This is a genomic window from Xenococcus sp. PCC 7305 (assembly GCF_000332055.1).
GTDB lineage: Bacteria > Cyanobacteriota > Cyanobacteriia > Cyanobacteriales > Xenococcaceae > Xenococcus.
In genome coordinates this window covers 1-25,316 of sequence record NZ_ALVZ01000133.1, presented here as the reverse complement: position 1 = coordinate 25,316, position 25,316 = coordinate 1, and the positions used below count along the sequence as shown (strand labels likewise).

26 protein-coding genes are annotated in these 25,316 nt (G+C 40.0%); 13 read left to right on the top strand and 13 right to left on the bottom strand.

What is annotated here, in order from left to right; genetic code table 11:
- Nucleotides 1-703 precede the first annotated feature (703 nt).
- A complete protein-coding gene (locus XEN7305_RS07290) occupies nucleotides 704-3,472 on the bottom strand; it encodes a PQQ-dependent sugar dehydrogenase (protein WP_006508737.1) in 2,769 nt (922 codons plus the stop codon).
- Nucleotides 3,473-3,888: 416 nt separating this feature from the next.
- Here XEN7305_RS07290 and XEN7305_RS07285 point away from each other — a divergent pair, with 416 nt between their 5' ends.
- From XEN7305_RS07285 to XEN7305_RS07270, 4 genes are all read left to right on the top strand, one after another.
- Complete coding sequence (locus tag XEN7305_RS07285; protein ID WP_006508736.1) at nucleotides 3,889-4,689, top strand: Tic22 family protein; 801 nt, start codon at nucleotides 3,889-3,891, stop codon at nucleotides 4,687-4,689.
- 85 nt (nucleotides 4,690-4,774) lie between these two features.
- Nucleotides 4,775-5,665, top strand: coding sequence for a peptide chain release factor N(5)-glutamine methyltransferase (prmC, locus tag XEN7305_RS07280; RefSeq protein WP_006508735.1), 891 nt, complete (start codon nucleotides 4,775-4,777; stop codon nucleotides 5,663-5,665).
- 95 nt (nucleotides 5,666-5,760) lie between these two features.
- Nucleotides 5,761-6,342: an L-threonylcarbamoyladenylate synthase gene (locus XEN7305_RS07275; RefSeq protein ID WP_006508734.1), complete on the top strand. Its 582-nt coding sequence runs from the start codon at nucleotides 5,761-5,763 to the stop codon at nucleotides 6,340-6,342.
- A gap of 109 nt (nucleotides 6,343-6,451) precedes the next feature.
- On the top strand, nucleotides 6,452-7,249 hold the full coding sequence (locus XEN7305_RS07270) for a sensor histidine kinase KdpD (RefSeq protein WP_006508733.1): 798 nt from the start codon (nucleotides 6,452-6,454) through the stop codon (nucleotides 7,247-7,249).
- Nucleotides 7,250-7,314: 65 nt separating this feature from the next.
- On the opposite strand, the gene XEN7305_RS29290 is transcribed toward XEN7305_RS07270, so the two are convergent.
- Together XEN7305_RS29290 and folB are read right to left on the bottom strand one after the other, a co-directional pair.
- Nucleotides 7,315-7,482, bottom strand: a complete 168-nt coding sequence (locus XEN7305_RS29290) for a hypothetical protein (RefSeq protein ID WP_006508732.1) — start codon at nucleotides 7,480-7,482, stop codon at nucleotides 7,315-7,317.
- A gap of 183 nt (nucleotides 7,483-7,665) precedes the next feature.
- A complete protein-coding gene (gene folB / locus XEN7305_RS07265) occupies nucleotides 7,666-8,019 on the bottom strand; it encodes a dihydroneopterin aldolase (RefSeq protein WP_006508731.1) in 354 nt (117 codons plus the stop codon).
- Nucleotides 8,020-8,060: 41 nt separating this feature from the next.
- On the opposite strand from folB, the gene XEN7305_RS07260 reads away from it, so the two are divergent.
- Nucleotides 8,061-9,017, top strand: coding sequence for an alcohol dehydrogenase catalytic domain-containing protein (locus XEN7305_RS07260; protein WP_006508730.1), 957 nt, complete (start codon nucleotides 8,061-8,063; stop codon nucleotides 9,015-9,017).
- 114 nt (nucleotides 9,018-9,131) lie between these two features.
- Here the strand turns inward: XEN7305_RS07260 and XEN7305_RS07255 are convergent, their stop codons facing one another.
- The 4 genes from XEN7305_RS07255 to XEN7305_RS07240 form a co-directional block, all read right to left on the bottom strand.
- Nucleotides 9,132-9,596 carry a hypothetical protein gene (locus XEN7305_RS07255; protein WP_006508729.1) on the bottom strand — a complete coding sequence of 155 codons (465 nt, stop codon included), beginning with the start codon at nucleotides 9,594-9,596 and terminating at the stop codon, nucleotides 9,132-9,134.
- Between the two features lie 300 nt (nucleotides 9,597-9,896).
- Nucleotides 9,897-10,466 (bottom strand): RdgB/HAM1 family non-canonical purine NTP pyrophosphatase, encoded by a 570-nt coding sequence (rdgB, locus tag XEN7305_RS07250; RefSeq protein WP_006508728.1) that lies wholly within the window; start codon nucleotides 10,464-10,466, stop codon nucleotides 9,897-9,899.
- 65 nt (nucleotides 10,467-10,531) lie between these two features.
- On the bottom strand, nucleotides 10,532-10,849 hold the full coding sequence (locus XEN7305_RS07245) for a hypothetical protein (protein ID WP_006508727.1): 318 nt from the start codon (nucleotides 10,847-10,849) through the stop codon (nucleotides 10,532-10,534).
- Nucleotides 10,850-10,996: 147 nt separating this feature from the next.
- Nucleotides 10,997-11,653: an SDR family oxidoreductase gene (locus tag XEN7305_RS07240; protein WP_006508726.1), complete on the bottom strand. Its 657-nt coding sequence runs from the start codon at nucleotides 11,651-11,653 to the stop codon at nucleotides 10,997-10,999.
- Between the two features lie 116 nt (nucleotides 11,654-11,769).
- Between XEN7305_RS07240 and XEN7305_RS07235 the strand changes: the two genes are divergently transcribed.
- Nucleotides 11,770-12,516 (top strand): DUF1997 domain-containing protein, encoded by a 747-nt coding sequence (locus XEN7305_RS07235; protein ID WP_006508725.1) that lies wholly within the window; start codon nucleotides 11,770-11,772, stop codon nucleotides 12,514-12,516.
- 31 nt (nucleotides 12,517-12,547) lie between these two features.
- On the opposite strand, the gene XEN7305_RS07230 is transcribed toward XEN7305_RS07235, so the two are convergent.
- Nucleotides 12,548-14,293: a GAF domain-containing protein gene (locus XEN7305_RS07230; RefSeq protein ID WP_006508724.1), complete on the bottom strand. Its 1,746-nt coding sequence runs from the start codon at nucleotides 14,291-14,293 to the stop codon at nucleotides 12,548-12,550.
- A 127-nt stretch (nucleotides 14,294-14,420) separates the two neighbouring features.
- On the opposite strand from XEN7305_RS07230, the gene XEN7305_RS07225 reads away from it, so the two are divergent.
- The 3 genes from XEN7305_RS07225 (at nucleotide 14,421) to XEN7305_RS07215 (ending at nucleotide 17,592) form a co-directional block, all read left to right on the top strand.
- A complete protein-coding gene (locus XEN7305_RS07225) occupies nucleotides 14,421-14,981 on the top strand; it encodes an N-acetyltransferase (RefSeq protein WP_006508723.1) in 561 nt (186 codons plus the stop codon).
- Between the two features lie 81 nt (nucleotides 14,982-15,062).
- Nucleotides 15,063-16,538, top strand: coding sequence for a glycogen synthase GlgA (gene glgA / locus XEN7305_RS07220; RefSeq protein WP_006508722.1), 1,476 nt, complete (start codon nucleotides 15,063-15,065; stop codon nucleotides 16,536-16,538).
- A gap of 115 nt (nucleotides 16,539-16,653) precedes the next feature.
- Entirely contained in the window at nucleotides 16,654-17,592 is a 939-nt protein-coding gene (locus XEN7305_RS07215) for an NAD-dependent epimerase/dehydratase family protein (protein WP_006508721.1), read from the top strand.
- Nucleotides 17,593-17,620: 28 nt separating this feature from the next.
- Here the strand turns inward: XEN7305_RS07215 and pgsA are convergent, their stop codons facing one another.
- Together pgsA and XEN7305_RS07205 are read right to left on the bottom strand one after the other, a co-directional pair.
- Nucleotides 17,621-18,142 carry a CDP-diacylglycerol--glycerol-3-phosphate 3-phosphatidyltransferase gene (gene pgsA / locus XEN7305_RS07210; RefSeq protein WP_006508720.1) on the bottom strand — a complete coding sequence of 174 codons (522 nt, stop codon included), beginning with the start codon at nucleotides 18,140-18,142 and terminating at the stop codon, nucleotides 17,621-17,623.
- Nucleotides 18,143-18,158: 16 nt separating this feature from the next.
- Complete coding sequence (locus XEN7305_RS07205; protein WP_006508719.1) at nucleotides 18,159-18,818, bottom strand: sugar transferase; 660 nt, start codon at nucleotides 18,816-18,818, stop codon at nucleotides 18,159-18,161.
- 369 nt (nucleotides 18,819-19,187) lie between these two features.
- Between XEN7305_RS07205 and XEN7305_RS07200 the strand changes: the two genes are divergently transcribed.
- The 3 genes from XEN7305_RS07200 to cobT all read left to right on the top strand — a co-directional run bounded on the left by XEN7305_RS07200 (nucleotide 19,188) and on the right by cobT (nucleotide 21,842).
- On the top strand, nucleotides 19,188-19,901 hold the full coding sequence (locus XEN7305_RS07200) for a Crp/Fnr family transcriptional regulator (protein WP_006508718.1): 714 nt from the start codon (nucleotides 19,188-19,190) through the stop codon (nucleotides 19,899-19,901).
- A gap of 67 nt (nucleotides 19,902-19,968) precedes the next feature.
- A complete protein-coding gene (locus tag XEN7305_RS07195) occupies nucleotides 19,969-20,724 on the top strand; it encodes a DUF2232 domain-containing protein (protein WP_006508717.1) in 756 nt (251 codons plus the stop codon).
- Nucleotides 20,724-21,842, top strand: a complete 1,119-nt coding sequence (cobT, locus tag XEN7305_RS07190; protein ID WP_040897030.1) for a nicotinate mononucleotide-dependent phosphoribosyltransferase CobT — start codon at nucleotides 20,724-20,726, stop codon at nucleotides 21,840-21,842. Before XEN7305_RS07195 ends, cobT begins: the two co-directional genes overlap by 1 nt.
- Here the strand turns inward: cobT and XEN7305_RS07185 are convergent.
- Together XEN7305_RS07185 and mnmA are read right to left on the bottom strand one after the other, a co-directional pair.
- A complete protein-coding gene (locus tag XEN7305_RS07185; RefSeq protein ID WP_006508715.1) occupies nucleotides 21,816-22,190 on the bottom strand; it encodes a hypothetical protein in 375 nt (124 codons plus the stop codon). The genes cobT and XEN7305_RS07185 overlap by 27 nt on opposite strands.
- 125 nt (nucleotides 22,191-22,315) lie before the next feature.
- Entirely contained in the window at nucleotides 22,316-23,362 is a 1,047-nt protein-coding gene (gene mnmA / locus XEN7305_RS07180) for a tRNA 2-thiouridine(34) synthase MnmA (protein WP_006508714.1), read from the bottom strand.
- A 117-nt stretch (nucleotides 23,363-23,479) separates the two neighbouring features.
- On the opposite strand from mnmA, the gene XEN7305_RS26490 reads away from it, so the two are divergent.
- Entirely contained in the window at nucleotides 23,480-24,046 is a 567-nt protein-coding gene (locus XEN7305_RS26490) for an SPOR domain-containing protein (protein ID WP_006508713.1), read from the top strand.
- Here XEN7305_RS26490 and XEN7305_RS07170 read toward each other — a convergent pair.
- Nucleotides 24,011-25,291 carry a sensor histidine kinase gene (locus XEN7305_RS07170; RefSeq protein ID WP_006508712.1) on the bottom strand — a complete coding sequence of 427 codons (1,281 nt, stop codon included), beginning with the start codon at nucleotides 25,289-25,291 and terminating at the stop codon, nucleotides 24,011-24,013. The genes XEN7305_RS26490 and XEN7305_RS07170 overlap by 36 nt on opposite strands.
- Nucleotides 25,292-25,316 lie beyond the last annotated feature (25 nt).

Below are 25,316 nucleotides of genomic sequence, written 5' to 3'. Positions count from 1 at the left end.
AAATTGCTCAGCTTGATGCTTCAAGTTTCGTATTAGAACTCCCACTGCCACAGCAATAAATCAATTTGATTTATTTGTTGTCAGATGGCGATCGCGTGTGGACTGGCGATTACTTGCAAAGATAGAGGGGATTCTTTATATTATCTCTAATAATCAAGACAAAATCTAAAATAGTTTAAGAGCAACACCTTTGATTTTACTCAAACAAAAATAGTTAGCAACTCAGCTATTACAGGAGATTAAAGGGGTTAACTTCTTAAAAGGGCAGCTATTTCAGCATGCCTTCCCCCATGAACTTAAGTGATAATTCAGGCGAATGATTTCACCTATAATGTAAAGTTTCATTAATGGTATTATAGATGGGAATCAATCGTTACCCAAGTAAATACCATAAAATCTTTAAGCAGAAGCTAAGCTTGAAGACATCCAAAATTCAGTTTTAATCGGAGTTTTATTGCTATGAAAAAACAATGTGAGACGTCATCTGATCAGTTGGAGACGGGTTTAATGCCCTACCCAACTTTAGGTGCAATCCTTCTAATAACTTTGGCGGTAGTAGAGTATCTAGCTCTATTTCTCACAATGCGTCCTATTAGACTAATGATTTTTTAATGACTGTGCATAACAAGGGAAAGAAGCTCACCAGGATACTCACCCACAATTCACATTCCTGGTGGGAACTTTTTCAAGAAATTGAGGGGGATTATATTCCTGCTTCAAAAGCAGTCCCTTCATCAATAAAGTTAGGGAAGGTAGCCCGAATATTATCAGCTTCAGCACCTGCGGCATAAATATAAGTTCCCGGCGCCGAAGAATTTTGAAAACGATGGAAGGGGGTTGCAACCCCAGCACCCACTCCATGAGCATAAAAGGCAATTCCTTCTTCCGCAAAACTATTAGAGAAATTAGAATTGTTATTAATATTATTACGTTCTTGTTCTCCAACAAATATATAGGTACCTGGTCTTTGGATGCTTTGAAAACGGTATAAAGCAATTAATTCTTCATTAGATTCCACAGCTGCATTAAAAGCAAGACCTTCTTCATGAAAAGTATCGGCAAAATCTTGGTGAATACTTTGTCTTTCATTTTCGCCGACAAATAAATAGTTACCAGGTCTTTGACTACTTTGGAACCTATAGATAGGTTTACTTAGTAGGGGTTCGTCAACAGATAAAGTGAAAGTATCATCGACAGATTGTCCATTGGCAGTTGCCCGAACAGTGATGTCTGCGGTTCCAAATTGACCTTCTAGCAAAGCTAAATTCAAATTACTGCCATCTATAACAGCTGAAACTAAACCCTCATTGCTATTGTCTTGTACTGAATAAGTAAGCTCATCGCCATTGTCATCAATGAAAATAGTACTTAGATCGATGACTGGATCATCTGCCGTTTCTGACACTGCCAAATCTGCGATCGGAGCGATAGTACGAGGTGGAACATCTGTTATCTCAAATTCCCAACGACCAACAATTCCATCATCTAGATCTACAAAATAAAGATTTTCATCGGGCCCTTGGACGATTTGCACAACAATCTCAGCACCGTCGGCAAACACCTCAACATCACTGATAGCTCCTGAATCATCAAAACTGATATTACGGACAATTCCCTGACCGAGATCATTGAAGAATAAATCTCCTTGATATTCGACCGGAAAATTATTTCCTGTATACAAATCGCCCATCACAATGGCGTTGATATTATCCGTATTGTGATTTAAAGCTAAAATGGCAGTATTAACTTCTTGTCCGCTATTGTAAAATTCTTGGGCCTCAGGAAAAAATTCATATCCTGGAGCTGGAATATCGGTTCCATCGCCACCTTCATAATAGGGCCAACCAAAATTAGCTCCCGCCTCGCCAACATTGACTTCTTCCCAAGTACCCCAGCCCACATCGCCAATATAAAGTACTCCCGTTTCAGGATGAATATTGAAGCGGAAAGGATTACGCAAACCATATTGATAAATTTTCGAGCGATTGCTATTAGAATCCCCATCATAATAAGGATTATCTGTTAAAGCTTCACCCGTAATCGGATCAATCCGTAATATTTTTCCGGAAAGATTATGGAGATCTTGGACCCGGATTGTCCGAGGATCGACAACATTAAAAGAAGTACCATCTCCATTACTGACATACAAAGCCCCATCAGGCCCAAATTGTAATGCTCCAACCGAATGAGAAGTACTATCCGCGGCCAAAAAATCAGGTATTTGATCAAGAATGCCTTTGGCTGGGGGTTCGTCAATATCAACTGCACTATCAACAAACCCATTGAAATTCTCCCAAGTACTATTGCGACCCAAAATTACTTCTTCGCTATTTGGAACAATGGTTAAAGTTTCTACATCAACGGTGAATCGACCAACTCGCCCAGCTCGGTTGCCTGAACCATCAGGCCCAGCTAAATCATTATTTTCGTTATCAAAAACTTCTGGAGGGTCGTAGGTATAAGCCGCATAAAGATAGGGGCTGCCATTAAAAAAGTCCGGATGAACTGCAATATCTATCAAGCCTCGATCCAGAAAATCATTGACTTGAGAAGAAATATCAATCACTTCCTGCAATTGTCCATTAGAGAATGTTTTGACCACACCAGCTTTTTCGGCAATGAACATCGTGTTACCATCAGGAGCCCAATCTATAGCCGTAGGAAAAGTTAAACCAGTAACTATTGTTTTTCTTATTGGCTCTTTGCCGAATTCAATATTGCCTTTTGTGGGATTGCTTCCTCCAATCTCAATGATTCCTCGGAGAACATTTGTTCCTGATTCATCATCCCATTCCCCTGCACTATCAGGGAAAAAGTTCATTAAGCCAAAGTCTTGAATACCATCAAAATCATTTGGCTCTCCATCCGCCCAGTTCGTATAGGTAACGGGTTGGCCACTAGACCAATGAAACGTTCCTTCCGTATTAGAATCATTGATTCCAATCCAAAGTGGCTCAGTATCACTAAAGTTTTCTCTTAGCCAGACTTCTTCTACGCTATCGTTGATCGTCACTAGATTGCCACCCAAACTGGCTGCTTCGGCTTGAGATTCTTGCCAAGTCAAGTCTGTAGAAGTAAATAGATATTGATTGCCATTAAAAACCTTGGCTTCAGGGATAAAGTCATTATCTTCAATGGTGATAAAAGCAGTTCTGGGGGCAAGTAAACCTCCACCACCAGTGACGTTATCGATAGTAAAGTTAAAAGTTTCTACACCTTCTACCAAATTGTCTTCGAGAATTGGGATACTGATGGTTTGACTGAGTTCTCCATCGTTAAAAACGGCTGTGCCAGAAACGGAGATATAGTCTAAGTCTGCGGTTGAAGAATTTTCGACACTACGATAGTCTACTGTTATCGTCCCATCACTGCCTTGACTTCGGATAATTGTCACATCAACTGTCGAGCTGCCTTCATTGGCAAGAATCTGTGTCGAGTCTTGTTCGAGAGAAATGACGCCTGGGTTATTCATGATTGAATACTCCACAAATTAAGTTAATTGTTTGATAAGCTTTTCCGTACTCATAATTATGGCAAAAGAATCAAAAATAACTAATCCGAATAACTACGGAGATTATACTTAAATACTAGTGAATAGTTATTTATCATGCAGACATGCAGAGAAACTATCTGTGTTGTTGATTAAGAGTATTGGGATAGTCTTGTCCACAATTTTACTTAATAATTTTAGATTATTACAAGAGTAAAGAAACATTTCCCAAAATATCAGGGTCTAGTTTAAAGAGAAGTCAAGATTTTAAGTTATGAAGCACCGACATTTGTCTCATAGGGTTAGACCAACATCAAAATATTGATTAAACTGATTTTACACATGCCCTTATAAATAATAAAAACACTAAATATAGCTATCTTGAGGAACTGGAATTCATGATAAAATCTTTAATTCGTTGGAGTGCGGCGGCAAGTATATTTGCCGCAACTGTTTTGGGGACAGGAGGCAATCAGTTTAAGGCTCTTGCTTTACCTAATGAGCAAATCCTGGAGATCCTAAATCCTGTTCCTGTGTTTACAATTGCCAATAAGGAAGGGCAGCCAATTACGGTAACTCGTCAAGTCCCAAATGAAGAAGCTTCTGGCGAGAATAAGGAGCAAACTTTATTGTATGTTTTTATGAGTCCTAAAGATGCTGAGAACTATATTGAAACCGTAGTCAAAGAGCAAAATGCTGAACTGGCAACTGATGCGGTCGTTGTGACTCTTCCTTTGGGCTATATTTTTGAGGAAAGTCAAAAGGAAGAAAATCAGCAAAAAGGTTTACTCTTCACTTTCATTCCCACTCAGCAATCTCAAACTGCCGCTCAGGGAATTTTAGAGGGAGAAGAACAACAATATGAAGGAGGTGTGCCATTATTCTGGATCAAGGATAAAGAGAGTGGTCAGCCAATTCCTTCCTTTGAAAATGAAGACACCGCGAATCCAATTCTTCGTTTGTTTTTCGAGAAAGACAGGCTGGATAATGCTATCAAAGAAAGTGTCCAGGACGATGTGGATTTTGATGCCAATTTCAAGATCGAGGTCACTTTACTGGAGCAGATCATTGGGGCTTTGGTGCAAAAAGATGATGAATACCTCCAAAAGATTAGATTTGTAATTTCCGACGAATCTCAAGAGTTTATCCTGCAAAATGCAGCTAATGCTCCAGCTCCAGCAGGAGAAAATCAGCAGTAAGGAACAAGGAACGAGAAACAAAGAGAAAAGAGAAGATCTTGAAAATGAAAGAGTTCCCTTTTCTCTTCATAACTAGGAGTAATTATTGGCTCAAAAATTTTTAGTTTCGGGAGAAGAAGTGTTTTTGTGGCGGCGAGAGTCCTTGTCTGAAGCGATCGCCTCTGGGATACCTACTCAAGAATTAGATTGGTTGTTACAAGAAATGGCCGATCTCGATGCTTTGAGTTTGCGTTTGGCATCCTTTCGCGATCGCGATGTTGCTCTTACTTGTTCTTTCCTGGAACTGAAAATGCTTTGGGAGCGACGAATTCAAGAACGCGTTCCCGTCCAATATCTCGCCCAAGTTACTAGATGGCGTGACTTTAAGCTAATGGTCGCGCCTGGGGTTTTGATTCCTCGTCCCGAAACGGAGCTGATAATCGAAATTGCGCAACGGGCAACTTGCCCCGAATCTCCAAGAGCTCATTGGGTGGATTTGGGAACAGGAACAGGCGCGATCGCCCTAGGATTAACAAATATTTTTCCCCAAGCTGCCATCCATGCTGTGGATTCGAGTGAAGTGGCTTTGGCGATCGCGAAAGAAAATGCCCAACTTACAAAATTACAGAATAGAGTAACTTTTCATCATGGTAGTTGGTGGCAGCCGATCAGCCATTTGAAAGGTCAAATTACAGGAATGGTCTCGAATCCTCCCTACATCCCAACTCAAGAATTACCAACACTACAACCTGAAGTCTTCCAACATGAACCCCATTTAGCCCTTGACGGTGGTGATGATGGCCTTGATGCCATTCGTTATTTGGCGCAAAGTGCTCCTAACTATTTGGTATCTGGCGGAATCTGGCTAATTGAAATGATGGCGGGACAGGGAGCAAAAGTGGTAAATATATTATCGGAACAGAGAGATTATCGAGATATCAAAATCATTCAAGACTTATCTCAAATAGAACGCTTTGTCTTAGCATATCGGAAATAAGGAAGAAAGGAGATAAGTAAGAAAGGATGAGGGATGAGGGATGAGGATCAAAAGTTAAGACTGTTCAATGTTAAATATTAAGTTCTAAATGTTAGATGTTAAATGAATTACTCGCAGGTAAAGTAATTAGTTTCCCAACTGATACAGTTCCTGCCTTAGCGACCAAGCCAGAATTCGCTCAAGCCTTATTTGATATTAAAAAGCGACCGCCTACTAAACCACTGATTTTAATGGGGGCTGCGATCACAGATTTATTGCCTTACATTTCGGGCACCCCAAAAGAATTACAATTGTGGCAAGATTTGGCCACGCAGTATTTCCCTGGCGCTCTAACACTGGTTTTACCGGCATCAGATATTGTTCCGCCCCAGATGAATCCCACCAATTCCCAGACTATCGGGATTCGCATTCCTGATAGCTCAATTGCCTTGTCGATTTTAAAGCAAACAGGAGTTTTAGCGACAACCAGCGCTAACCTTTCAGGACAAGACCCCTTGCTGAGTATGGGAGAAATCGCCGAGGCTTTTCCTGAAGTTGTAGTCTACTCAGCTCAAGAATTAGATCCGCAAAAGCCGATGGGGAGTGGATTGCCCTCGACAGTTGTTCAATGGCAAAACCACAATTGGCAGATCCTGCGTCAAGGCGCGCTTAAGCTATCAAGAATTAAGAATGATTAATAATTAATGGTTAAAATTTTTTTGGTAGACTATTATTAACTTTCGGTAAAGTTGATAGTTTATTTTTTTATCGAGTAATTTTTATCCCCGACAAAGCTCGAACCACAAAATGAATGAGATTGAAGATCTAAAAGAGGAACTAAAACAAACTCAGCTAGCCTATCAAATGGCTGCGCAAATGAGTCAGTTTAAAGCAGGATTTTTAGCTCGAACGTCCCATGAATTGCGATCTCCTCTCAGTAGTTTAATTGGACTGCATCAGTTGATTTTGTCCGATCTTTGTGATAGTCCTGAAGAGCAAAAAGAGTTTATTGCCCAGGCTTACCGCTCAGCATTAAAACTAATGAAACTTATTGATGAGATTGTCGCTGTTGCTAAAACAGAATACGGTACCAATAAATTGCATCTAGAGAAACTACAACTAGCAGAAGTTTTTACTAGTATTTATAATTTGACCCATCTTCAAGCTGCGAATCGCAATCTTAAGCTGGAAGTAATTCCTCCAGAATATTCACTTTATATTAATGCAGATCGAGTACGCATCATCCAGTCAATTACTAATATCATAGACAGCGGAATCTCCCTTGTTGAATCAGGGACGATTAAAGTTATATCCTCTTGTCTTGCAGAACAAAATCTTGTCAAAATTGACATCTATTTTGATTGCTCTTCAAAGTTATGGCAAGCAGAAGAACAAAAATTAATAGATCCGACAAAGAGCAATAATTTGGAGGAAATCCGAGATTTCATTGAAGAAATTGGCCTATCCCCCAAAATGAAATTGCTACTATCTCAGACTTTAGTTGAGACAATGGGTGGTAGTTTAGAATTGTTTGATTCTTATTCTGAAAGTCGTCAAGAACCAATAGCCTGTATCTCTATAACCTATCAACAAGCCAAATTGTAGTTAATAATAATTAGTAGTTAATAATTAATCAATCACTAACTGATAACTGATAACTGATAACTGACTTAATGTAAATGATTGCTCTGGTGAGAACATTGTTGTTGCCAACATTTTTTCAGTAATTGGATTCGATATAAATACCAAAAGCGTTTTAAACTCCAAATAGATTGTTGATCACAAATATGTTGGTTGAGATATTGCCACGTGCCGCGAGTGATTAATGATAATTTCATATTTTTTGACCAAAAAAATTTCAAAGGGTGATTTGTGAGAGTTAAGTGTGTGTCTCCTGATACTAATCTGGCAGATCTCTACCCCAATCTTCTTGGTCGGAATTACCTAAAAATCATCGGTTAATCAACAAAAATCAAGTAGTTATACTATGGTATTTTTGAAATAATATGGTATGATTCAAACTAACTTCGGGTAATGTTTAAAGTTATTTTGCCTCCAAAATCGGGAATTGGAGCGGCAAGTTTGGATAATTTGAGTTGAACTTTTTCCACTTTATCTAAAGCTAGAATGGCATCTGCGATCGCATTGACCAATGTTTCGATGAGGGCAAACTTGGAAGTCTTAATAATTTCTTTGACAGTTGCGATCGCTTTTCGATAATCAAAAGTATCCTCAATCCCATCAGTTTTGGCCGCAGGAGCCAGATCTAGCCATAAAACAAGGTCTACTTCAAACCATTGCCCCAGAGTTTGTTCTTCTGGTAAATAGCCTGTATAACCGTAACAGCGAATTCCTGTAATTTCGATTGAATCCATGAAATAAGTTAAATTATAGAACGCGTTAACATTTTAGGACTATGCAAGGTATTTGGTTAGAAAAACAGCAGTTACAACTCAAAACCGATCTTCCAATTCCCGATTCCAGAACGGGAGAAGTAAAAGTAAGAGTTTTGCGAGCAGGCATCTGCAATACTGATTTAGAACTTTTGAGGGGATATTATCCTTATAAAGGAATTCTTGGTCATGAATTTGTCGGGGTTGTAGAGTCGGGCGAATCTAATTTAGTCAATAAAAGAGTTGTGGGAGAAATTAACGCAGCTTGTGGCAAATGTCATTTCTGTGTGACGAATCAACCCACTCATTGTGAAAATCGTACTGTATTGGGCATTATGAATCGCCATGGAGCTTTTGCCGAATATTTAACCTTGCCGGCGACTAATCTCCATCCTGTGCCTGAGCAGGTTACGACAGATGCGGCTACTTTTACTGAGCCTTTGGCCGCCGCTTTAGAAATCACCAAGCAGGTTAATATCCTACCTGAACATAAAGTATTAGTCGTAGGGGATGGCAAACTAGGGCAATTAGTTGCTCAAACCATTGCCTTAACTGGCTGCAATCTCTTGGTAATTGGCCGTCATCATGAAAAATTAGAGAGATTGGAGTCGAGAGGGATTCAAGTGGGGTTTGCAGATCTCGTCGCTCCCAGAAGTTTTGATGTTGCGATCGAATGTACGGGAAATCCTGATGGGTTTAACTTGGCCTTGTCTGGTTTACGCCCCAGGGGAACTTTGGTTTTAAAAAGTACTTATGCCGGGAAATTGACCTTGGATGCTTCGGCGCTAGTTGTAGACGAAATTACTGTTGTTGGTTCTCGTTGTGGCCCTTTTGCCAAGGCTTTAGATTTACTATCCGAGAACAAAGTAGATGTTACCTCTTTAATTGAAACTTGTTATCCCCTTAAAGAAGGATTAGCGGCCTTCGACCATGCTCAACGACGAGGGACTTTAAAAGTCTTATTGAATATGGAGTCGTAGATATAGCGCTACGCGCAAGTCAAGAGTCAAGAGTCAAGAGTCAAAAGTCCACCAGCCATAGGCTTGAATGTTTACTAATGTTCTAACCAAATTGCGTAGTGCTATATCTTTATCCTATAAAGCTCTAAAAAAATCTTGCAAATTCATTTGTTTTTTGTTGCGAGATAATTTGTCTTGAGTCTCCTGCATATTTGTCAAAGAAGCTTCCTTTTCGCGATCGCTTATTCCTTTCCCTCTTGTAGCAACATCTTCGCCGCCTCTTCCTCTAGGAGCCGCATCACTAGCGAGAGGAATATCCTTGACTACTGAAATATCTTGGCTTTTGTTTGCCTGCTGAGTCTCTTTCACTATGGCATTAATAATAAATGGCGTGCTAATCCCTGCATAAAAAGCAGCATAATTATTGGAGAGTTCTAAGATATGAGCCACAAAACCACCCAATAACATAAAGGGAATCGAAACTAATACATAACCCCAAGACCAATTAAGTCTAATTGATGATCTCAATTTATAAAGACGCAGGATCTCAGGCGCGATCGCACCAACACAGCCAATTAAGAACGAAGTAGAATTTACCATTACCAAAAAGGGCGCGACATTAGATATTAAGTGTTCTGATAGTTCCTAATCTCTAATATACCCGTTTTGCTGGAATTATCAAAAGAGTTGCGGACACGACTTGGCAATTCATGGTCTAGTGCTGCTGCGCGGAAGTAATAAGTAAGAAGTAATAAGTAATAAGTATTGATCTAGTGGCTTTTTGCTATTTATTGATAGGTAGCTTAATTTACGCCCACGTCTACTAGTCAAGATTGGGTTTTCTCTTCACTGTTCCCTATTCCCTATTCCCTATTCCCTATTCCCCAGCGCGTAGCGCTATTATAATTTCGCTAAATCTGGCAATAATTGAGCAAATGCCTTTCCTCGATGGCTAACTCGATTCTTGGTGACCGAAGACATCTGGGCAAAAGTTTGCTGACTCTCAGGGACATAAAATATTGGATCGTAGCCAAATCCACCCTCGCCTAAAGGTTGATCTGCAATCTCCCCTGGGCAGACTCCTTGAGTTTCTAAGGCAATAGTTCCATCAGGCCGCGCGATCGCGATCGCACAAACAAATTCTGCTTGCCGTTGAGTATGATTTTCTAAAGCATTTAGCAGCCTAGTAATTCTCTCTTGATCGCTCTTGCCATAACGAGCGGAGTAGATCCCCGGAGCCCCATTCAAAGCCTTTACTGCCAAACCAGAATCATCCGCGATCGCCCATTGGCCAAGTGCCTTGGCTACTTCACTAGCTTTGAGTCGAGCATTGGCAATAAAAGTCGTTCCTGTTTCAATAATGTCCAACTCTTGAGGTTTTAATTCCAATTGCCAATCTAACCCCGTGAGGTATTCTGCGATTTCTCGAAGTTTTCCTGGATTACTGGTCGCAACAATCAATTTTCTCATATAAGAGGTGTTAGGTTTTAGGTTTTAGGTTTTAGGTTTTAGGTTTTAGGTTAAAATCTCAACTATTAATTGCTACAAAAAGCTTTTACCGACTCCTCTGCTTCCAATTGTAGTTTCGCATCTGTTGCTATAGCCCCCAAAGATTCCAATTGTTCGTCTGTAATCTCAACGCCATAGTTGGTCAAAATTTGAGTCACTAAAGATTCCATTTCTGCCAAAGATGCTTGAGTGTCAGAATCGCTAGTGTCTCCGGCACAGGCCAAGGTTTTTAAAAAATCCAAATCGCCCTGACTAATACCTGTATCAAGAGTTTCTTGGGCATTTGCAACCATAGAAGCAGTTAAGCTAATAGTTAAGGCAATTACATATACTATTTTATTCATACTTAGTTTGTCCCTATAAAATCAAGTCTTTATAGGTTTTTGTAACACAGAATACAAAGATTAAACCTCAGTATTTAAAGTTAAAAATCAGACTCTATAGTCATTGCTAATTCCGTAATTACAAGGAGACCACATAAGTTTTTCAAGTTAAACTCCAGCAAACAACTCTTGCCAAGTTTGAGCATTAGAATCTGGTTGAGTGACTATTTCCACAATTTTGTTCTTCGCCTCATTATTAAATAAAGCCTCAACGCACACTTGTGCTACTTTCTGTCTCGGAATACTACCTTCAAACAAAGTGTCGGCAGACGACATCACAATATTTTCAGTGTTATCCTCATTTTTCAGTCCACCTGGTCTAACAATGGTATAGGTCAAACCACTTTGTTGGATGTAATTTTCTGCCTGTTGCTTCCAATAAAGAATTAGCCAAAATAAGTTGAGAGGATGAAAAAATTTGGAGACGCAAAGGGAAGAGACGAGAATAAAATGCTCTATGTTGTTGGCTTTTGCCAGATCAACCAAATTTTTGGTGCCTTGATAATCTACTTGAAACGGTCCAGTAAAATCGAAACTGGGGGCAGCCCCAGTCGCACAGATTAAAACACTGCAACGGGACATTGCCTCGGCGATAGTATCTGGTTGGGTGACATCTCCCAAGACAAAATTGACCTCCGAAGGTAATAATTCTTGAGCTTTTTCAAGATTTCTCACGATAGCGGTTACTGCAATATTGCGCTTTTTTAAATCTTCAACTATATGTTTTCCTGTTTGTCCTGTAGCCCCAACAACTAATACCTGCATAAGAATCTAAATCACACCTACTTTAATACAAACGTGTTTAACTAAAATTATTAGTCCTTTCATTGTAGAAAATTTCCCACCGAAAGGAAGTTTTATTTGGTAGCCTGGAAAAAAATATGCAGTTTAAATTTGTTCAAGCTCAACCCCATAGATTCTCAAAAGTGTCAACCAATCAGCCAATTATCTCTAAAAATGCGTTAGATACGAATAATCCTTTTTTGTTTCAAGGTAATTTTGTTGGCTATATGGATATGTATAGCGATGCCAATACAGTAGCAAACTATCTTGATGCTCATGAGCATTGGTTTGTTCAATGCGCCCATCCCATGAAGGTTGAACCCCTAGGAAATAATGGTTATACATTGATTGTGGGGCGTTTTTCATCTCTAGGTCATGAAGTGGAACCTAAAGTTGCGCTGGTTTTCCATCCTGCCCAAAACCGAGTGTATACAATGCACACCATCCCAGTTCCCAATTATGAATATCCTGGCTATGAAGTGCAATATAATGCGGTGATGGAACTACAAGAATTAGCGCCGGAAAAGATTTTAGGGGATAACATCACTAAGGTTTTTGCTAAAAATCAAGCGGTTCCTTCTGTAATGACCAGAATTGCTTGGCAGTTAGATTTGGTTGTAACAGTGGAGATGCCTCAGTTTATTCATAAATTACCAATTTCCTTTGTCCAAAAAGCTGGCGATCGCCTATTGTCGCAAATAGTTCGTCAGATATCTCCCCGTTTGACCTATAGAGTCCAAAAAGATTTTCATCTTCGCTGGGAGTTGCCAATTCCACCTAAAACTGGCAGAAAATTGCAACAAGCAAAAAAGTCCGCTAACCCCAACAGCGAACAAGCTGCTTAAATAGCCGCCAAATGGTCAATGGTCAATATTTTTAATGGTCAGTAGCCAATGTTAAAGAATAAGCAATAAAATTTGGCTCTATGCCCTTAAGTTGTAATGACTGAGGCTGAACCTCTTGATATTCTGGTAAGACGAGATTGTTCAGTACCGTATCAGAAACTAAAATTCTATTGGGAGCTGCGTTTTTTTGTAGTCTAGCTGCAATATTAACTACTTTGCCGATCGCGGTATAATCTTTTCTTTGTTGACCGCCAAACATTCCAACAATGGCGCTGCCTTGATGGATGCCGCAACGTAGTTGCAATGATGGCAGATGAGCATCGACGCCAATTCCTTGAACCTGCCATTTTTGATTTAAAGGCTGCAAATAACGATACATTGCCTGGGCTGTCGCGATCGCCCTTCGTGCTTGTTCTTGAGGAGATAAGGTTTCGGGGGCGCCAAAAAGAGCCATCACCGCATCTCCCAGAAATTTATCGATAGTGCCACCTTGCTCGAAGACAGCCTGAGCCATACCATCCAAATATTCATTGAGCAACTCTGATAGCAAATTGACTTCTAGTTGGCTAGATAAATTGGTAAAGCCCACTAAGTCACAAAATAGAACAGTTATCGACTGGGTTTCTGGCTCAAGATCAAGAGCCAGCTTCCCGACTGCTGCTTGATTGGCGATCGCCTCTGGCAGGAAACGTTTTAAAATCGACTCAGTGAGATAGTAATTTAGATCTTCAACTTTTTGGCGGCTAATTTGGAGTTGTTTAGCTTGTCGGCGAGTTTTGTCGTAGAGTCGGGCTTGCTTGACTGCGATCGCCGCTTGGGTCGCGACAGCTTGGGCTAATTGAATTTCCGATTGCTCCCATTGACGAGAAAGAGCAGATTGACGCAGAGTCAGACTGCCCATAATTTCTCCATTCATAATTAAAGGGACAATCAACAGAGCTTTGGATTTAGCACGCCAAGGCAAGTCATGCCTAGCCAGTTCCTTTTTGGCCGTAAGATCCTTAAAGACTAAGGGTTTGCGCTCTTGCAAAAGTTTTTGCAGAATCGGATTATCAGCAATTTGGACTGAAGAAATCTTAGAACGGGAATTTGGTTCTTGGGGATTGTAAAAAGCCATACAATGCATAAAGCGATCGCTCTCCTTCCACAGAGAAAGACTACAACCGTCTACCTGCAAAGCTGAACCTAATTCGGTGACAATGGCATTGAACATCACTTGAGGCTCTAAACTACCTCGAATAGCATTGATAATACGATTCAAGGTCGCTTCCCTTTGAGCAAGATTGCGCATATTTTCATAAGCCTCAATTTGTGCGATCGCCAAGCCAGCTTGAGCTGCCATCTTGCTTGCCAATTTTATTTCTTCAGGTTGCCAATGATCTTCTGATTGACAGCGATGTAAAGTCAGAGTCGCTTTGAGGTTATTTTGATCAGTAAGAGGAATGGAAAGACTCGATTTAACATTTATATTTTGGCAAGCATCATAAACTCGGGGGGTCAGGCACTTTCGCGCGTCGCCAAGACAATCCTGGTCAAAATTCTTCAATATAGTCATATTATTGGGAAATGGCACAGTTTTCTGCAAAGTCGCACCGTCAATACTTGGAATAGACTTTCCCTCAGCTTGATAAAAAAAACACTGAGGCTTATTTTCTAAAATACTTTTAGCACAGATAATAGAAACATCTGCATGTAAGACTATACCAATAGTCTCCACAATATTTTGACAAATAGTTTCCCAAGATAAATCTTCAAGTTTAGGGCAGGTAATTTCCACTATGATATTGGCTCGCTAGGCTGAAGCACTTTTTTATCATTCCCAATTTTCAACTCAAACAATAGATGTATCGAAATATATTAAATGATTTAAAATAAACAAATTTACCTAGAACAGTTTTTACTATATGTTTTTTGTTGCTTCAACTGCAAATGAAGATAAGTTTGAGATGACAGTTCGGATTGCCCAGATGAAAGATATTTCTGAACTAGCAAATACTATTGTCAGTTGTTTTTACGATTTTCCCCCCATTCTGAGTTGGGTTAATTCAGTTCTAAAATTGACTCTCTCCGAAGACTTGCGTTATCGCTTAAAAAAATCGCCTTCGCTTTATTGCTGTTTTGTTGCCATTAAAAAGTCAGAAATTGCTGGGGCAGTTGAGATTTCTCTTCAGAAACCCTGGTGGTCTATAACAACTCAATTTCCTTATATTTCTAACTTAGCTGTGAAAAATATCTATCGTCGACAAGGAATCGCTACCAAAATGCTAACTCACTGTGAACATGTATCCCGCAGTTGGGGTTATCAGGAAATTCGCCTGCATGTCTTATCAGATAATCATGCTGCCAAAAAACTTTATCTTGGCTTGGGTTATAAAATTATCCCCGAAGAAATGAATTGGTATTGTTGGTTACCCCATTATTCTTCTCGCTTATTAATGAAGAAAGAGTTGGGGAATCTTTCGTAAAAATCTACCAAGCCGACTCATATGTTCTAAAATCTTAAGGAAAATATAAAACTATAAAATTTTGTTAAGGGGAGATAGGGTATGTATATTGTGCAAATTGCCTCAGAATGCGCTCCTGTGATCAAGGCTGGTGGCTTGGGGGATGTGGTCTATGGACTAAGTCGAGAACTGGAAAATCGCGGTCATTGTGTCGAACTGATTCTCCCCATGTACGATTGCATGAGATACGACCAAATTTGGGGTCTTCACGAAGCCTATCGTGGTCTTAATGTGCCTTGGTATGGTGGGGTCATCAGTTGCAATGTTTATTGCGGTTGGGTTCATGGAAGATTATGTTTCTTTATTCAACCCTATTCAGGCGATAATTTCTTCAATCGAGGTTATTACTATGGTGGCAAAGACGACAATATGCGTTTTGCTTTCTTTAGTAAAGCTGCTTTAGAATTTTTGCTGGTCAGCAATAAACGTCCTCATGTCATTCACTGTCACGATTGGCAAACTGGTTTAATTCCTGTAATGCTATATGAAATATATCAGCACAATGGATTGGGAGGACAGAGAGTTTGCTACACAATTCATAACTTCAAACATCAAGGGATTGCTGGAGCCGATATTCTTTGGGCAACTGGGCTCAATCGTGAAGGCTATTATTTCCATTATGATCGCCTCAGAGACAATTTCAATCCTTTTGCCCTAAATTGCATGAAAGGGGGAATTGTTTATTCTAATTACGTTAATACGGTTTCTCCCCATCATGCTTGGGAAGCTCGTTATCAAGATGTTGGCTATGGCCTAGGTCATACTTTAGAAATTCATCAAAGTAAGTTTGGTGGCATTCTCAATGGTGTTGACTATAGTATTTGGGGTCCCGAGAGCGATCGCAATATTCCCTATCAATATTCTCTTGATGATATGAGTGGTAAAGCTTTGAACCAGAAAGCTTTAAGAGAAAGATTATTACTACAGGATGTGGACAAACCGATAATTGCTTATATTGGCAGATTAGATCAGCAAAAAGGTGTGCATTTAGTCCATCATGCGATGTATTATGCTCTCAATAGAGGTGCACAGTTTGTTTTATTGGGTTCTGCTACCGAATCTAGTATTAATGATTGGTTCTGGCATGAAAAAAATCATCTCAATAATAATCCTGATGTTCATCTAGAGATTGGGTTTAATGGGGAATTGGCTCATTTGATTTATGCAGGAGCCGACATGATGGTAGTTCCCAGTAATTACGAACCTTGTGGTCTCACTCAGCTGATTAGTTTGAAATACGGCACTGTCCCCATTGTCAGAGGCGTGGGAGGGTTGGTGAGTACTGTTTTTGACCGCGATTATGATCAAAATCATGCTGAGGAAAAACGCAATGGTTATGTATTCTATGAAACTGACAACCATGCGCTAGAGTCTTCTATGGAAAGAGCGATCGGACTTTACAAAAAATTCCCCAAAGAGTTTGAACAACTAAGGCAACAAGGGATGGAATATGATTATTCCTGGACGAATTCAGGTGGTAATTACGAGAATATTTACGAGTTTATCAAAGCCTTTTAGGGATAAGGATAAAGGATAAAGGATGAGGGATGAGGAAAAATTTTAGTCAATATTAACTAGAAATTCCTTTATTCTCTGTTCTTTTAAAGTTTTTAATATTAATAGAGGTTAATTAATGCGTGTTTTGGTGATGGGTGGAACCCGTTTTATTGGAGTTTACTTAACGAAAGTTTTAGTGGCTCAAGGTCATGAGGTTGTTTTGTTCAATCGGGGAAATAAACCCGCACCTGTTGAGGGAGTCACGCAAATTCATGGCGATCGCAAAGATGCTGCTCAACTCAAGGAAAAGTTATCAGGGGAAAGCTTTGATGTTGTTTTTGACAATAATGGTCGTGAATTGAGCGATACTCAACCTTTAGTCGAAATTTTTCAGGGAAAGGTTCAACATTTTGTTTATGTAAGTTCTGCTGGTGTTTACCTCAAATCTGACCAGATGCCCCATCGCGAAGGGGACGCAGTTGATCCAAAGAGTCGCCATAAGGGCAAGCATCAAACGGAAGCTTATTTAGCTGCTTCGGGAATTCCGTGGACTTCGATTCGTCCGACCTACATTTATGGGCCTCAAAATTATAATGACCTCGAAGCTTGGTTTTTTGATCGCATTGTTCGTGAGCGACCGATTTTAATTCCCGGAAATGGTAAGCATCTAACTCAGTTGGGGCACATTCAAGATTTGGTTAAGGCCATGGCTGCGGTGGTTGGCAATGAAAAAGCCGTGGGGCAAATTTATAATATTTCTGGCGATCGCTATGTGACATTTGATGGCTTGGCCAGAGCCTGCGCGATCGCGGCTGGTAAATCACCTGAAGACATCAAGATTATTCATTACGATCCGAGTCAATTTGATTTTGGCAAACGCAAAGCTTTTCCGATGCGAGTTCAACATTTCTTTGCGAGCGTGAATAAAGCAATGCAAGATCTCGATTGGCAGCCAGAATATGATTTGGTTGCAGGGCTTAAAGATTCTTTAAATCATGATTATTTGGCTTCGGGAAGAGACACGGCAGAAATTGATTTTTCTTTAGATCAACAAATCCTGGAAAAATTTGGATAATGTAGGTCTGACCAGCCTACTGAAGTTATTAGTTATCAGTGTCAAAGACATAAATCAATCCAGAAACCACTGTTACGACTACCGACAACCAGAAAACAATTAATCCTGAGATATCCCAAGGATCAGCTAAAGGCGCAATCAAAAGTGCGATCGCAATAATTTGGGTCACCGTTTTCAATTTACCCCAAATATTAGCGCCACTAATCGTACTGCTCCCAGTCAACTTGGGATTCACTCGCCATCCTGCGATCGCCAATTCTCTGGCCAAGATAATGCAGACTCCCCAAGCAGGAACCAATCGCAATTCAATTAAGGCCAGTAAACTGCCCAGCACTAGTAATTTATCCACCAGAGGATCAAGAAACTTACCTAATTCCGTGACCAAATCCAGTTTGCGAGCCAGATAACCATCTAACCAGTCTGTCCCTGCTGCCACCACAAAAATACCCACTGCCAACCAACGATGGTCAACAGTGGGGTTTGCCAAGAGATAGAGAATAAAAGGTAGTCCGCAAAGACGAGATAGAGTAATCCAGGTAGGAAGATTCATTTATTAATATTAATACTTAATAGGCTCCTTTACGGGCTAAAACCACAAATACAGTTCTTAAAATCAGATTTATATCATATCCGACAGACCATCTACGTTGATAATCTAGATCCATTTCGACAATCCTTTCAAAATCTGACACATTGGAACGACCTCTTACTTGCCATTCACCAGTAATCCCTGGTTTAACCAACAGGCGTCGGCAATGCTTTTGATTGTAATTAGCAACTTCATCAGGAGTGGGAGGTCGAGTTCCGACCAAACTCATATCTCCAGTCAGAACGTTCCAGAATTGAGGAAATTCATCGAGACTAGTGCGACGTAAAAAAGCTCCTACACGAGTGATTCGAGGATCATTATCATTTTTAAAAATATGACCTTGGGCTTTATTTTCTACTAAATGCTTTTGTTGCTCTGCATTAACAATCATAGACCGAAATTTCCAAATTCGGAATTTCTTACCATTTAAACCGCAACGAATTTGGCCATATAGTACTGGGCCAGGACTATCTAACTGCATTGCGATCGCAATAGGCACAGCCAACAAAAGAGTGATTGCTAAACCAACTAGACCACCTACAATATCGAGAAAGCGCTTTGCGGGACTTGGGACAGAAGGATGTACCCATCTTTGATTGTCTGATAATGTGAGGGCGAAAGAAAATGGAGAATTCATCAGTTAACTTATTTTTTTCGAGAGATTAAAGGACTTCCTAAACTTAGGTTCAAGTTCATAAAAATATGTAAGTTTTAAAAACTTATCCCGCAATTCTAGAAAAATATTCTCTCGGTGTTTGTACGTAGCAGTTAACTTCATCAAATCTTCATGAGAATGAAACACTTGATTAATTTTTTGATTAAGTATGCTCCATAGTCTTTGCTAAATCTTAACATTCTGCTAAGGCAACCCATTTTACTAGTATTTTATTCCTTTATTCCCCGTTATTCATAGCTTAATAACTCATTCGGGATTCTTGACCCCTGTTGCCTATCTTATTTTTGATGATAAAAAGGAGATATCCTTTAGCCACACAGTAATCATTAGATGGAAGAACAATCTGGTTATCTAGAGCACAACCTTGGTATCGAAGAGCTAACAAAGTCAATTCCTTTTTTTTCCGGTTTATCCTTAGACAATCAAAATAAACTCAGAAATCATTTTGTAAGCCTTTCCCACCCTGCCAATCAACTGGTACTTCTAGAAAATGATTGGGGCGGGTCTGTCTATTTTATTTTGGAAGGATGGGTAAAAATTCGGACTCATAATCTCGATGGCAAAGAAGTTACCCTAAATATTCTAGGGAAAGGTGAACTATTTGGAGAAATGGCCGCATTAGATAAAAAACCCCGTTCTACTGATGCTATTACTTTAACTTCCACCATTATTGGCAGGATTCCCGCAGAGGATTTCGTGGATATTCTAAACACTGAACCCATAATCGGAGTTCGTTTATCACAATTGATGGCCAGAAGGCTACGTCAAATCAATCGTAGATTACAATTAAGAGAAGCAAACAGTACTTCTCGGGTGGCCGATGCTATTTTGTTTTTAGTTGAAGGACAAGGAAAAGAAACCGCTGGGGGCAAAGAAATTCCCAATCTACCCCATCGAGAAATTAGCAGCTTAAGTGGCCTGGCTCGGGAAACGGTAACCAGAGTGTTAACTAAGCTGGAAAAGAAAGGTTTGATTCAAAGGGATACAGATTGGCTAAGGGTTCCTGATGTTTTAGCTTTAGAAAATTCTATTAGTAGTATTTAGATACTAAGATATAGTATTTGAATGTCAAATACACTCAAAGCAAGATAATTCTTCTTAATCCTTTTTTATGTCAAAAGAAAAGCCCGACAATCAATTATCATCTTTTTCTAAATTGCCCCTGGATGATCAGAATTGGATTGATGAAGAGGAAGCTGACTTTGACTCTCAAGCAAGGTATACCAATCAAGTAAAAACCCGAAAAACCTTGTCTACTAAAACTGTGGTTATGGTTGAGACGGCTTTTTTAGCGAGCACGGCTAGCTTAATTTGGTTGATTAATTATTATTTTCCTTTGGGGCCATTACTTAAGTTGTTTTTTCCGATTCCGATCGCTTTAATTTATCTTAGGCGAGGTAATCGTGCAGGTTGGATGTCGGCTTGGGTGTCAATGCTGTTATTGTCTGTCTTAATGGGTCCTGTGCGCAGCATTGTGTTTATTATCCCCTATGGCTTAATTGGCATCCAATTAGGGGCTTGTTGGGTTCGTCGAGTCCATTGGGCATTATCTGTACTTTTAGGGGCATTAATTGGCAGCTTGGGCCTATTCTTCCGATTTTGGCTGTTTTCAATTCTTTTAGGTGAAGATCTTTGGGTTTATGTCATGACCCAAATTACCCAGCTTGCAGATTGGTTATTTCTGAAAATAGGGATTTTAGCCCAACCAGATATTATCCTGATTCAGATTTTGGCTCTTGTGATGATTATCCTCAATAATTTGATTTATTTATTTGCTGTCCATTTAGTAGCTCTGATACTTTTTGATCGTTTGGGAAATCCCATTCCCCGCCCTCCTGAATGGGTACAGGTTTTGTTGGACTACTAATGATTTTTCTTTACACCCAACTGCAACAGGGACAAGACTGGCTCAGAAGATATCAGGGAAAACAAGGCAGCTTTGCTTGTATTTTGGGATTTACCGCCACAGGTCTGATTCGGGGGATTTCCGCCGCTGGTGCCACGCCTCAAGATCGTGAGTACACAGCGATCGCCGATGCCGAATTTTTACTAACAGGAGCCCAATCTAATCCCCAATATCCATTGCCTTATCTCTACACGGGAGTTTCTCCTGTCTTTATTTCCCGAGCCATCATTGAATCTTTAGCAATGCCCAATTATATTTTCAACGCGGGCCTCCTGCATCAACCGCCTCTAGGGACCATAGATTTGGGCGGGGTGATGGCAAACTGCCTTTCTTCTGGACAGGCCATGACCATTAAGAATGTACAAGCTCTTTTCCAGCAAGGTTGGCAATGGGGAGAGAAAATCGCTACGACCACAGATTATTTAATTATCGGGGAATGTGTAGTGGGAGGAACTACCACAGCTCTGGGACTACTTATGGGGCTGGGCATCGAAGCTGGGGGGATGGTCAATAGCAGTCATCCTCAATGCAATCATGCTCAAAAACTAAGTCTGGTTGAGGAAGGATTAAGTAAAGCAAAATTGATTAAAACTGCTCAAGGTCTTGATCCTTTGTCTGTGGTAGCGGCAATGGGAGATCCGATGCAAATTACGGCGGCGGGAATGGCTATGGCAGCTAGTCTTTGTGGAGGAGTGATCTTAGCTGGAGGGACTCAAATGCTAGCAGTTTACGCTCTAATCAAGGCGATCGCAGACTATCATGCCCTAGAAGTAAACCTGAATGAAATTGTTGTGGGTACTACCCGATGGGTTGCAGAAGATCGAACGGGTAACACTATCAACTTGGCCAGATTAATTGGAGGAGTCCCACTACTTGCCACTGGACTTAATTTTTACACTTCGAGATATCCCAGTTTTCGCGCCTATGAACAAGGATATGTAAAAGAAGGGGTGGGGGCAGGAGGCTGTGCAATTTCAGCTCACCTCTCACAAGGCTGGACTCCAATTCAACTAGTAACTATCATTGAGAATTTGTTGTTTAAATATCGGAATTTAAGAGGGAATTCTGTAGGTCAATAATTGCTCTTCTAAAGCAGCAATCCGGTTGTAAGCAGCCGTTAATTGAGCTGTTAGGCGACGAATTTGAATCTCGGTGGATAATTCCGCATCATTGTTAGAGGAGCTACCTCCAGTTTCACTATCTTCATCCATAATGATGTCTTTATGGTGAGTCAGAGAATAGGCATTGTCTTTTTCCTTGGCGATTGAAGTATTTCTTGAATAATTAGCAGACAATGAATAGGCAGCAGGGGTTGCTGATTTTCCTTTGTCTAAAGTGTTAACCTGCTCACCAATTCTTTCAACTAGTTTGCGAAGACTATCTATTTTTTCTTCAAGTTGTGTTATCTGAATTTGTAACGTACTCATATTTTTATATTATTAACATCTAGCTTAATACTAAGAGCATTGAGTCGGGAGCAGGGAACTATTCTCTATTTATTTAATAATTGGTTGTTTAATTTGCTTGTTAATTATTACTAATGTATCAATTATTACTCAATAATACCTCCTCCAAGCAATCTTTCTTCGTCATACCAAACTGCGGCTTGACCTGGAGTTACTCCAAATTGTGGTTCCTCAAAAATTAAACGAGCACGATTATTGTCTAAAGGGATAACATTAACGCTCACTGGTCGAGAACGATAGCGAATTTGGACTTCAGTGCGGATCGGAGCTGTTGGTGGAGCTATAGAAACCCAATTGATTCGGCTTACATTACATTCTAAACGACCTCCCGCATGGCGATCGCCAACAATCACCCGATTCATAACCGCATCCAATTTCACAACATATAAAGGTTCAGCTGCCGCAATTCCTAAACCCTTTCTTTGGCCAATAGTATAATGGTGAATTCCTTGATGTTTTCCTAATATTTTTCCTTCAAGATTTACAATATCACCTTCTTTTTGATTGATATATTTGTCCAAAAAAGTTTTCATCGAACCGTGAGCTTCAATTAAACAGAGATCTTGACTTTCGGGTTTGTCGGCAGTGGAAAGATTAAATTCTGTAGCAATTTTACGAGTCTGTTCTTTAGTTTGCTCCCCTAATGGAAAAACTGTTCCTGCTAATAATTCTTGAGCTAGATCATAAAGAAAATAGGATTGATCTTTTTGGCGATCTACAGCTCTTAATAGTTGATAGCGATCGCTATTGGGATCGTAATGAATCCGAGCATAATGTCCCGTTGCTATTTGTTCAATACCCAATTCTTCCTGAGCATATTTGAGCATCGGGCCAAATTTAACAGCACGATTACATTGAGAACAAGGTAGTGGAGTAACACCAGCCTCATACCCTGATACTAAGTAATCAATGATATTCTCCTTGAATAGTTCCCTACTATCAACAATATGATGGGGAATCCCTAATTGTTCACAAATACTCGCCGCATCCACCATTCCTTCCGAACAGCATTGCCCTTTACCCTTCATCAACCAGAGAGTAATCCCCACGACTTCATAATTTTGGTGATGTAGCGCCGCCGCTGCGACAGAACTATCAACCCCACCAGATAAACCAACTACAATTTTCTTCATACTTCTTTACATAAAAAAACTTCTTTACAGGAGAGAGAAAGGGAACATTAAAATCTGTAAATATTGTCAATATAAAAATACGTATCTTTTATCGTAAATTTACTCTAACTAACTATTATGACAATTAAGGCTTTTTTTCTCAATCGCTTATTGATCCATAAACCCAACACGCTATTATTTGTGAGCTGTTGGGCGTTAGGAAACATGATTTTTTCCAACAGTTGCCTTGCCAATGCTACAAGTCCGAAAAGATCCTATCTAGGCGTCTCAGCCCATAAAGAATCAGGACTAGTTTTACAGCAAAATTATTTGACAACTCAAAATAATTCTTCTCAGCCCAGCAACATTCTTCCCCCACCTCCGCCTCTATCCCCTCCCAACAGAATCATCAAAACGAAAGAAAGTCTCTCGGCACCCAATAGTATTGAGCCGCCCCGTAGCCTTGTGCAAAACTCCCAGGAAGAGTATATTTTCAGTGCCCCAAACTCGACAAAGACTAGTTACAGAATAGAGGTATTTGGCAGAAGTAATGTAACTTTGCAACAAGTCAGACAGGTTGAACCAAAAGCCTTTATCAAAGGAAATATTATTCAAGTTGGAATTTTTAGCCAAGAAGAAAATGCCATGGACTTAGTAAAACAGCTAACGTTAAAGGGGCTGTGGGCTAGAGTCGTCGTTCAATGATAAAGGAATATTAACGACAATCTGACATCCTTTGCCATACTCACTAATCACCATAAAATTACCATTCAAAGCTTCCGTCCGCTCCTGCATTCCCTGCAACCCAAAACCCGTAGTGTTCTCCGTGGGATTAAAACCGCAACCATTATCTTTAATCGAGAGCTGGATTTTGACTGCTGTTTCTTGTAAATCTAGTTCGACAATAGTCGCGTTGCTATGTTTAGTAATATTGGTAAAAGCTTCTTGAACAATTCGATAAAAAGCAGTTGTGACTTCAGTAGCCAAAGGATTAACCAACTCAAATTTAGAAGTAATCGTAATATCAGTATTGAGTTTAAAATCAGTGATTAATCGCTCCAAAATAGTTTCTAGCGATCGCTCTTGTAAAGGATTTTTCCTTAAAGTTGCCACAGAAGCTCGAATATTTTCCAGAGCTTCCTTCCCCAACTTCCTCGCCTTAGCCAAATGATTGTCCGCCTTTTCCGGCTCTTGCATCAAAAATAAAGCTGTATTCTCCAACTGAATACTTTGGGCAGTGAGATAATGACCCACCGAATCATGGATTTCTCGGGCAATGCGGTTTCTCTCCTGCAAAATTGCCTGATTTTCTATTTGTAGAGCATAGTCTCGCAAACGACGATGGGCCGTAACTAATTTATTTCTACTGTCATGCTCAGCCAAAACTGCACCAACAAGCAACAGGACAAAGGCCAAAACAAAAGCAAATAACAATGCCGAATTAAAGGCAAAACTAAACAAAACCCTTTGCAACTCTTCTGGTGGCAAACGCCTTAAAAATCTTGGCAATGGTCGAGTGAGCCCGATTCCCAGAGGATTAAATCTCATCAATGACATAATCTGGATCGAGAAAAAGGAAAAATAAGCCACCACGGCCACAAAAATCCTGCCTCGCCAGGGAAATAATAAACAAGCACGAATAACTACAATTAATAGTAAAGCGGGAAAGACCCTTTCTCCTCTCCCTACTAGTAATGCCACTAACCAGCTCAGGCCCAATCCGACCGTGATATAGACTACCTTGATGATTTTATTAGAGTTGAAAGGTAGTTTTAAACCCATGATCCCTAAGGCTACAATTCCGAGAATTGCCCCCAGATTAAATAAAGGGGGATGGGATACCAAATGATGACGAGAATTAGGAATGACAAAAGAAAGCGTGGAGAGCAAAGCGATTCCCAACAAGACCCACTCTACATATAGCAGTAAGCGGAAAGGATGTTTAGTCATTTTTTAAGGGATGAGGGATGAGGAA

Coding starts and splice junctions, on each gene's coding strand:
- XEN7305_RS07290 (WP_006508737.1), bottom strand. CDS start 3,472: ATGAATAACCCAGGCGTCATTTCTCTCGAACAAGACTCGACACAGATT.
- XEN7305_RS07285 (WP_006508736.1), top strand. CDS start 3,889: ATGATAAAATCTTTAATTCGTTGGAGTGCGGCGGCAAGTATATTTGCC.
- XEN7305_RS07275 (WP_006508734.1), top strand. CDS start 5,761: ATGTTAAATGAATTACTCGCAGGTAAAGTAATTAGTTTCCCAACTGAT.
- XEN7305_RS07270 (WP_006508733.1), top strand. CDS start 6,452: ATGAATGAGATTGAAGATCTAAAAGAGGAACTAAAACAAACTCAGCTA.
- XEN7305_RS29290 (WP_006508732.1), bottom strand. CDS start 7,482: ATGAAATTATCATTAATCACTCGCGGCACGTGGCAATATCTCAACCAA.
- folB (WP_006508731.1), bottom strand. CDS start 8,019: ATGGATTCAATCGAAATTACAGGAATTCGCTGTTACGGTTATACAGGC.
- XEN7305_RS07260 (WP_006508730.1), top strand. CDS start 8,061: ATGCAAGGTATTTGGTTAGAAAAACAGCAGTTACAACTCAAAACCGAT.
- XEN7305_RS07255 (WP_006508729.1), bottom strand. CDS start 9,596: ATGGTAAATTCTACTTCGTTCTTAATTGGCTGTGTTGGTGCGATCGCG.
- rdgB (WP_006508728.1), bottom strand. CDS start 10,466: ATGAGAAAATTGATTGTTGCGACCAGTAATCCAGGAAAACTTCGAGAA.
- XEN7305_RS07245 (WP_006508727.1), bottom strand. CDS start 10,849: ATGAATAAAATAGTATATGTAATTGCCTTAACTATTAGCTTAACTGCT.
- XEN7305_RS07240 (WP_006508726.1), bottom strand. CDS start 11,653: ATGCAGGTATTAGTTGTTGGGGCTACAGGACAAACAGGAAAACATATA.
- XEN7305_RS07235 (WP_006508725.1), top strand. CDS start 11,770: ATGCAGTTTAAATTTGTTCAAGCTCAACCCCATAGATTCTCAAAAGTG.
- XEN7305_RS07225 (WP_006508723.1), top strand. CDS start 14,421: ATGTTTTTTGTTGCTTCAACTGCAAATGAAGATAAGTTTGAGATGACA.
- glgA (WP_006508722.1), top strand. CDS start 15,063: ATGTATATTGTGCAAATTGCCTCAGAATGCGCTCCTGTGATCAAGGCT.
- XEN7305_RS07215 (WP_006508721.1), top strand. CDS start 16,654: ATGCGTGTTTTGGTGATGGGTGGAACCCGTTTTATTGGAGTTTACTTA.
- pgsA (WP_006508720.1), bottom strand. CDS start 18,142: ATGAATCTTCCTACCTGGATTACTCTATCTCGTCTTTGCGGACTACCT.
- XEN7305_RS07205 (WP_006508719.1), bottom strand. CDS start 18,818: ATGAATTCTCCATTTTCTTTCGCCCTCACATTATCAGACAATCAAAGA.
- XEN7305_RS07200 (WP_006508718.1), top strand. CDS start 19,188: ATGGAAGAACAATCTGGTTATCTAGAGCACAACCTTGGTATCGAAGAG.
- XEN7305_RS07195 (WP_006508717.1), top strand. CDS start 19,969: ATGTCAAAAGAAAAGCCCGACAATCAATTATCATCTTTTTCTAAATTG.
- cobT (WP_040897030.1), top strand. CDS start 20,724: ATGATTTTTCTTTACACCCAACTGCAACAGGGACAAGACTGGCTCAGA.
- XEN7305_RS07185 (WP_006508715.1), bottom strand. CDS start 22,190: ATGAGTACGTTACAAATTCAGATAACACAACTTGAAGAAAAAATAGAT.
- mnmA (WP_006508714.1), bottom strand. CDS start 23,362: ATGAAGAAAATTGTAGTTGGTTTATCTGGTGGGGTTGATAGTTCTGTC.
- XEN7305_RS26490 (WP_006508713.1), top strand. CDS start 23,480: ATGACAATTAAGGCTTTTTTTCTCAATCGCTTATTGATCCATAAACCC.
- XEN7305_RS07170 (WP_006508712.1), bottom strand. CDS start 25,291: ATGACTAAACATCCTTTCCGCTTACTGCTATATGTAGAGTGGGTCTTG.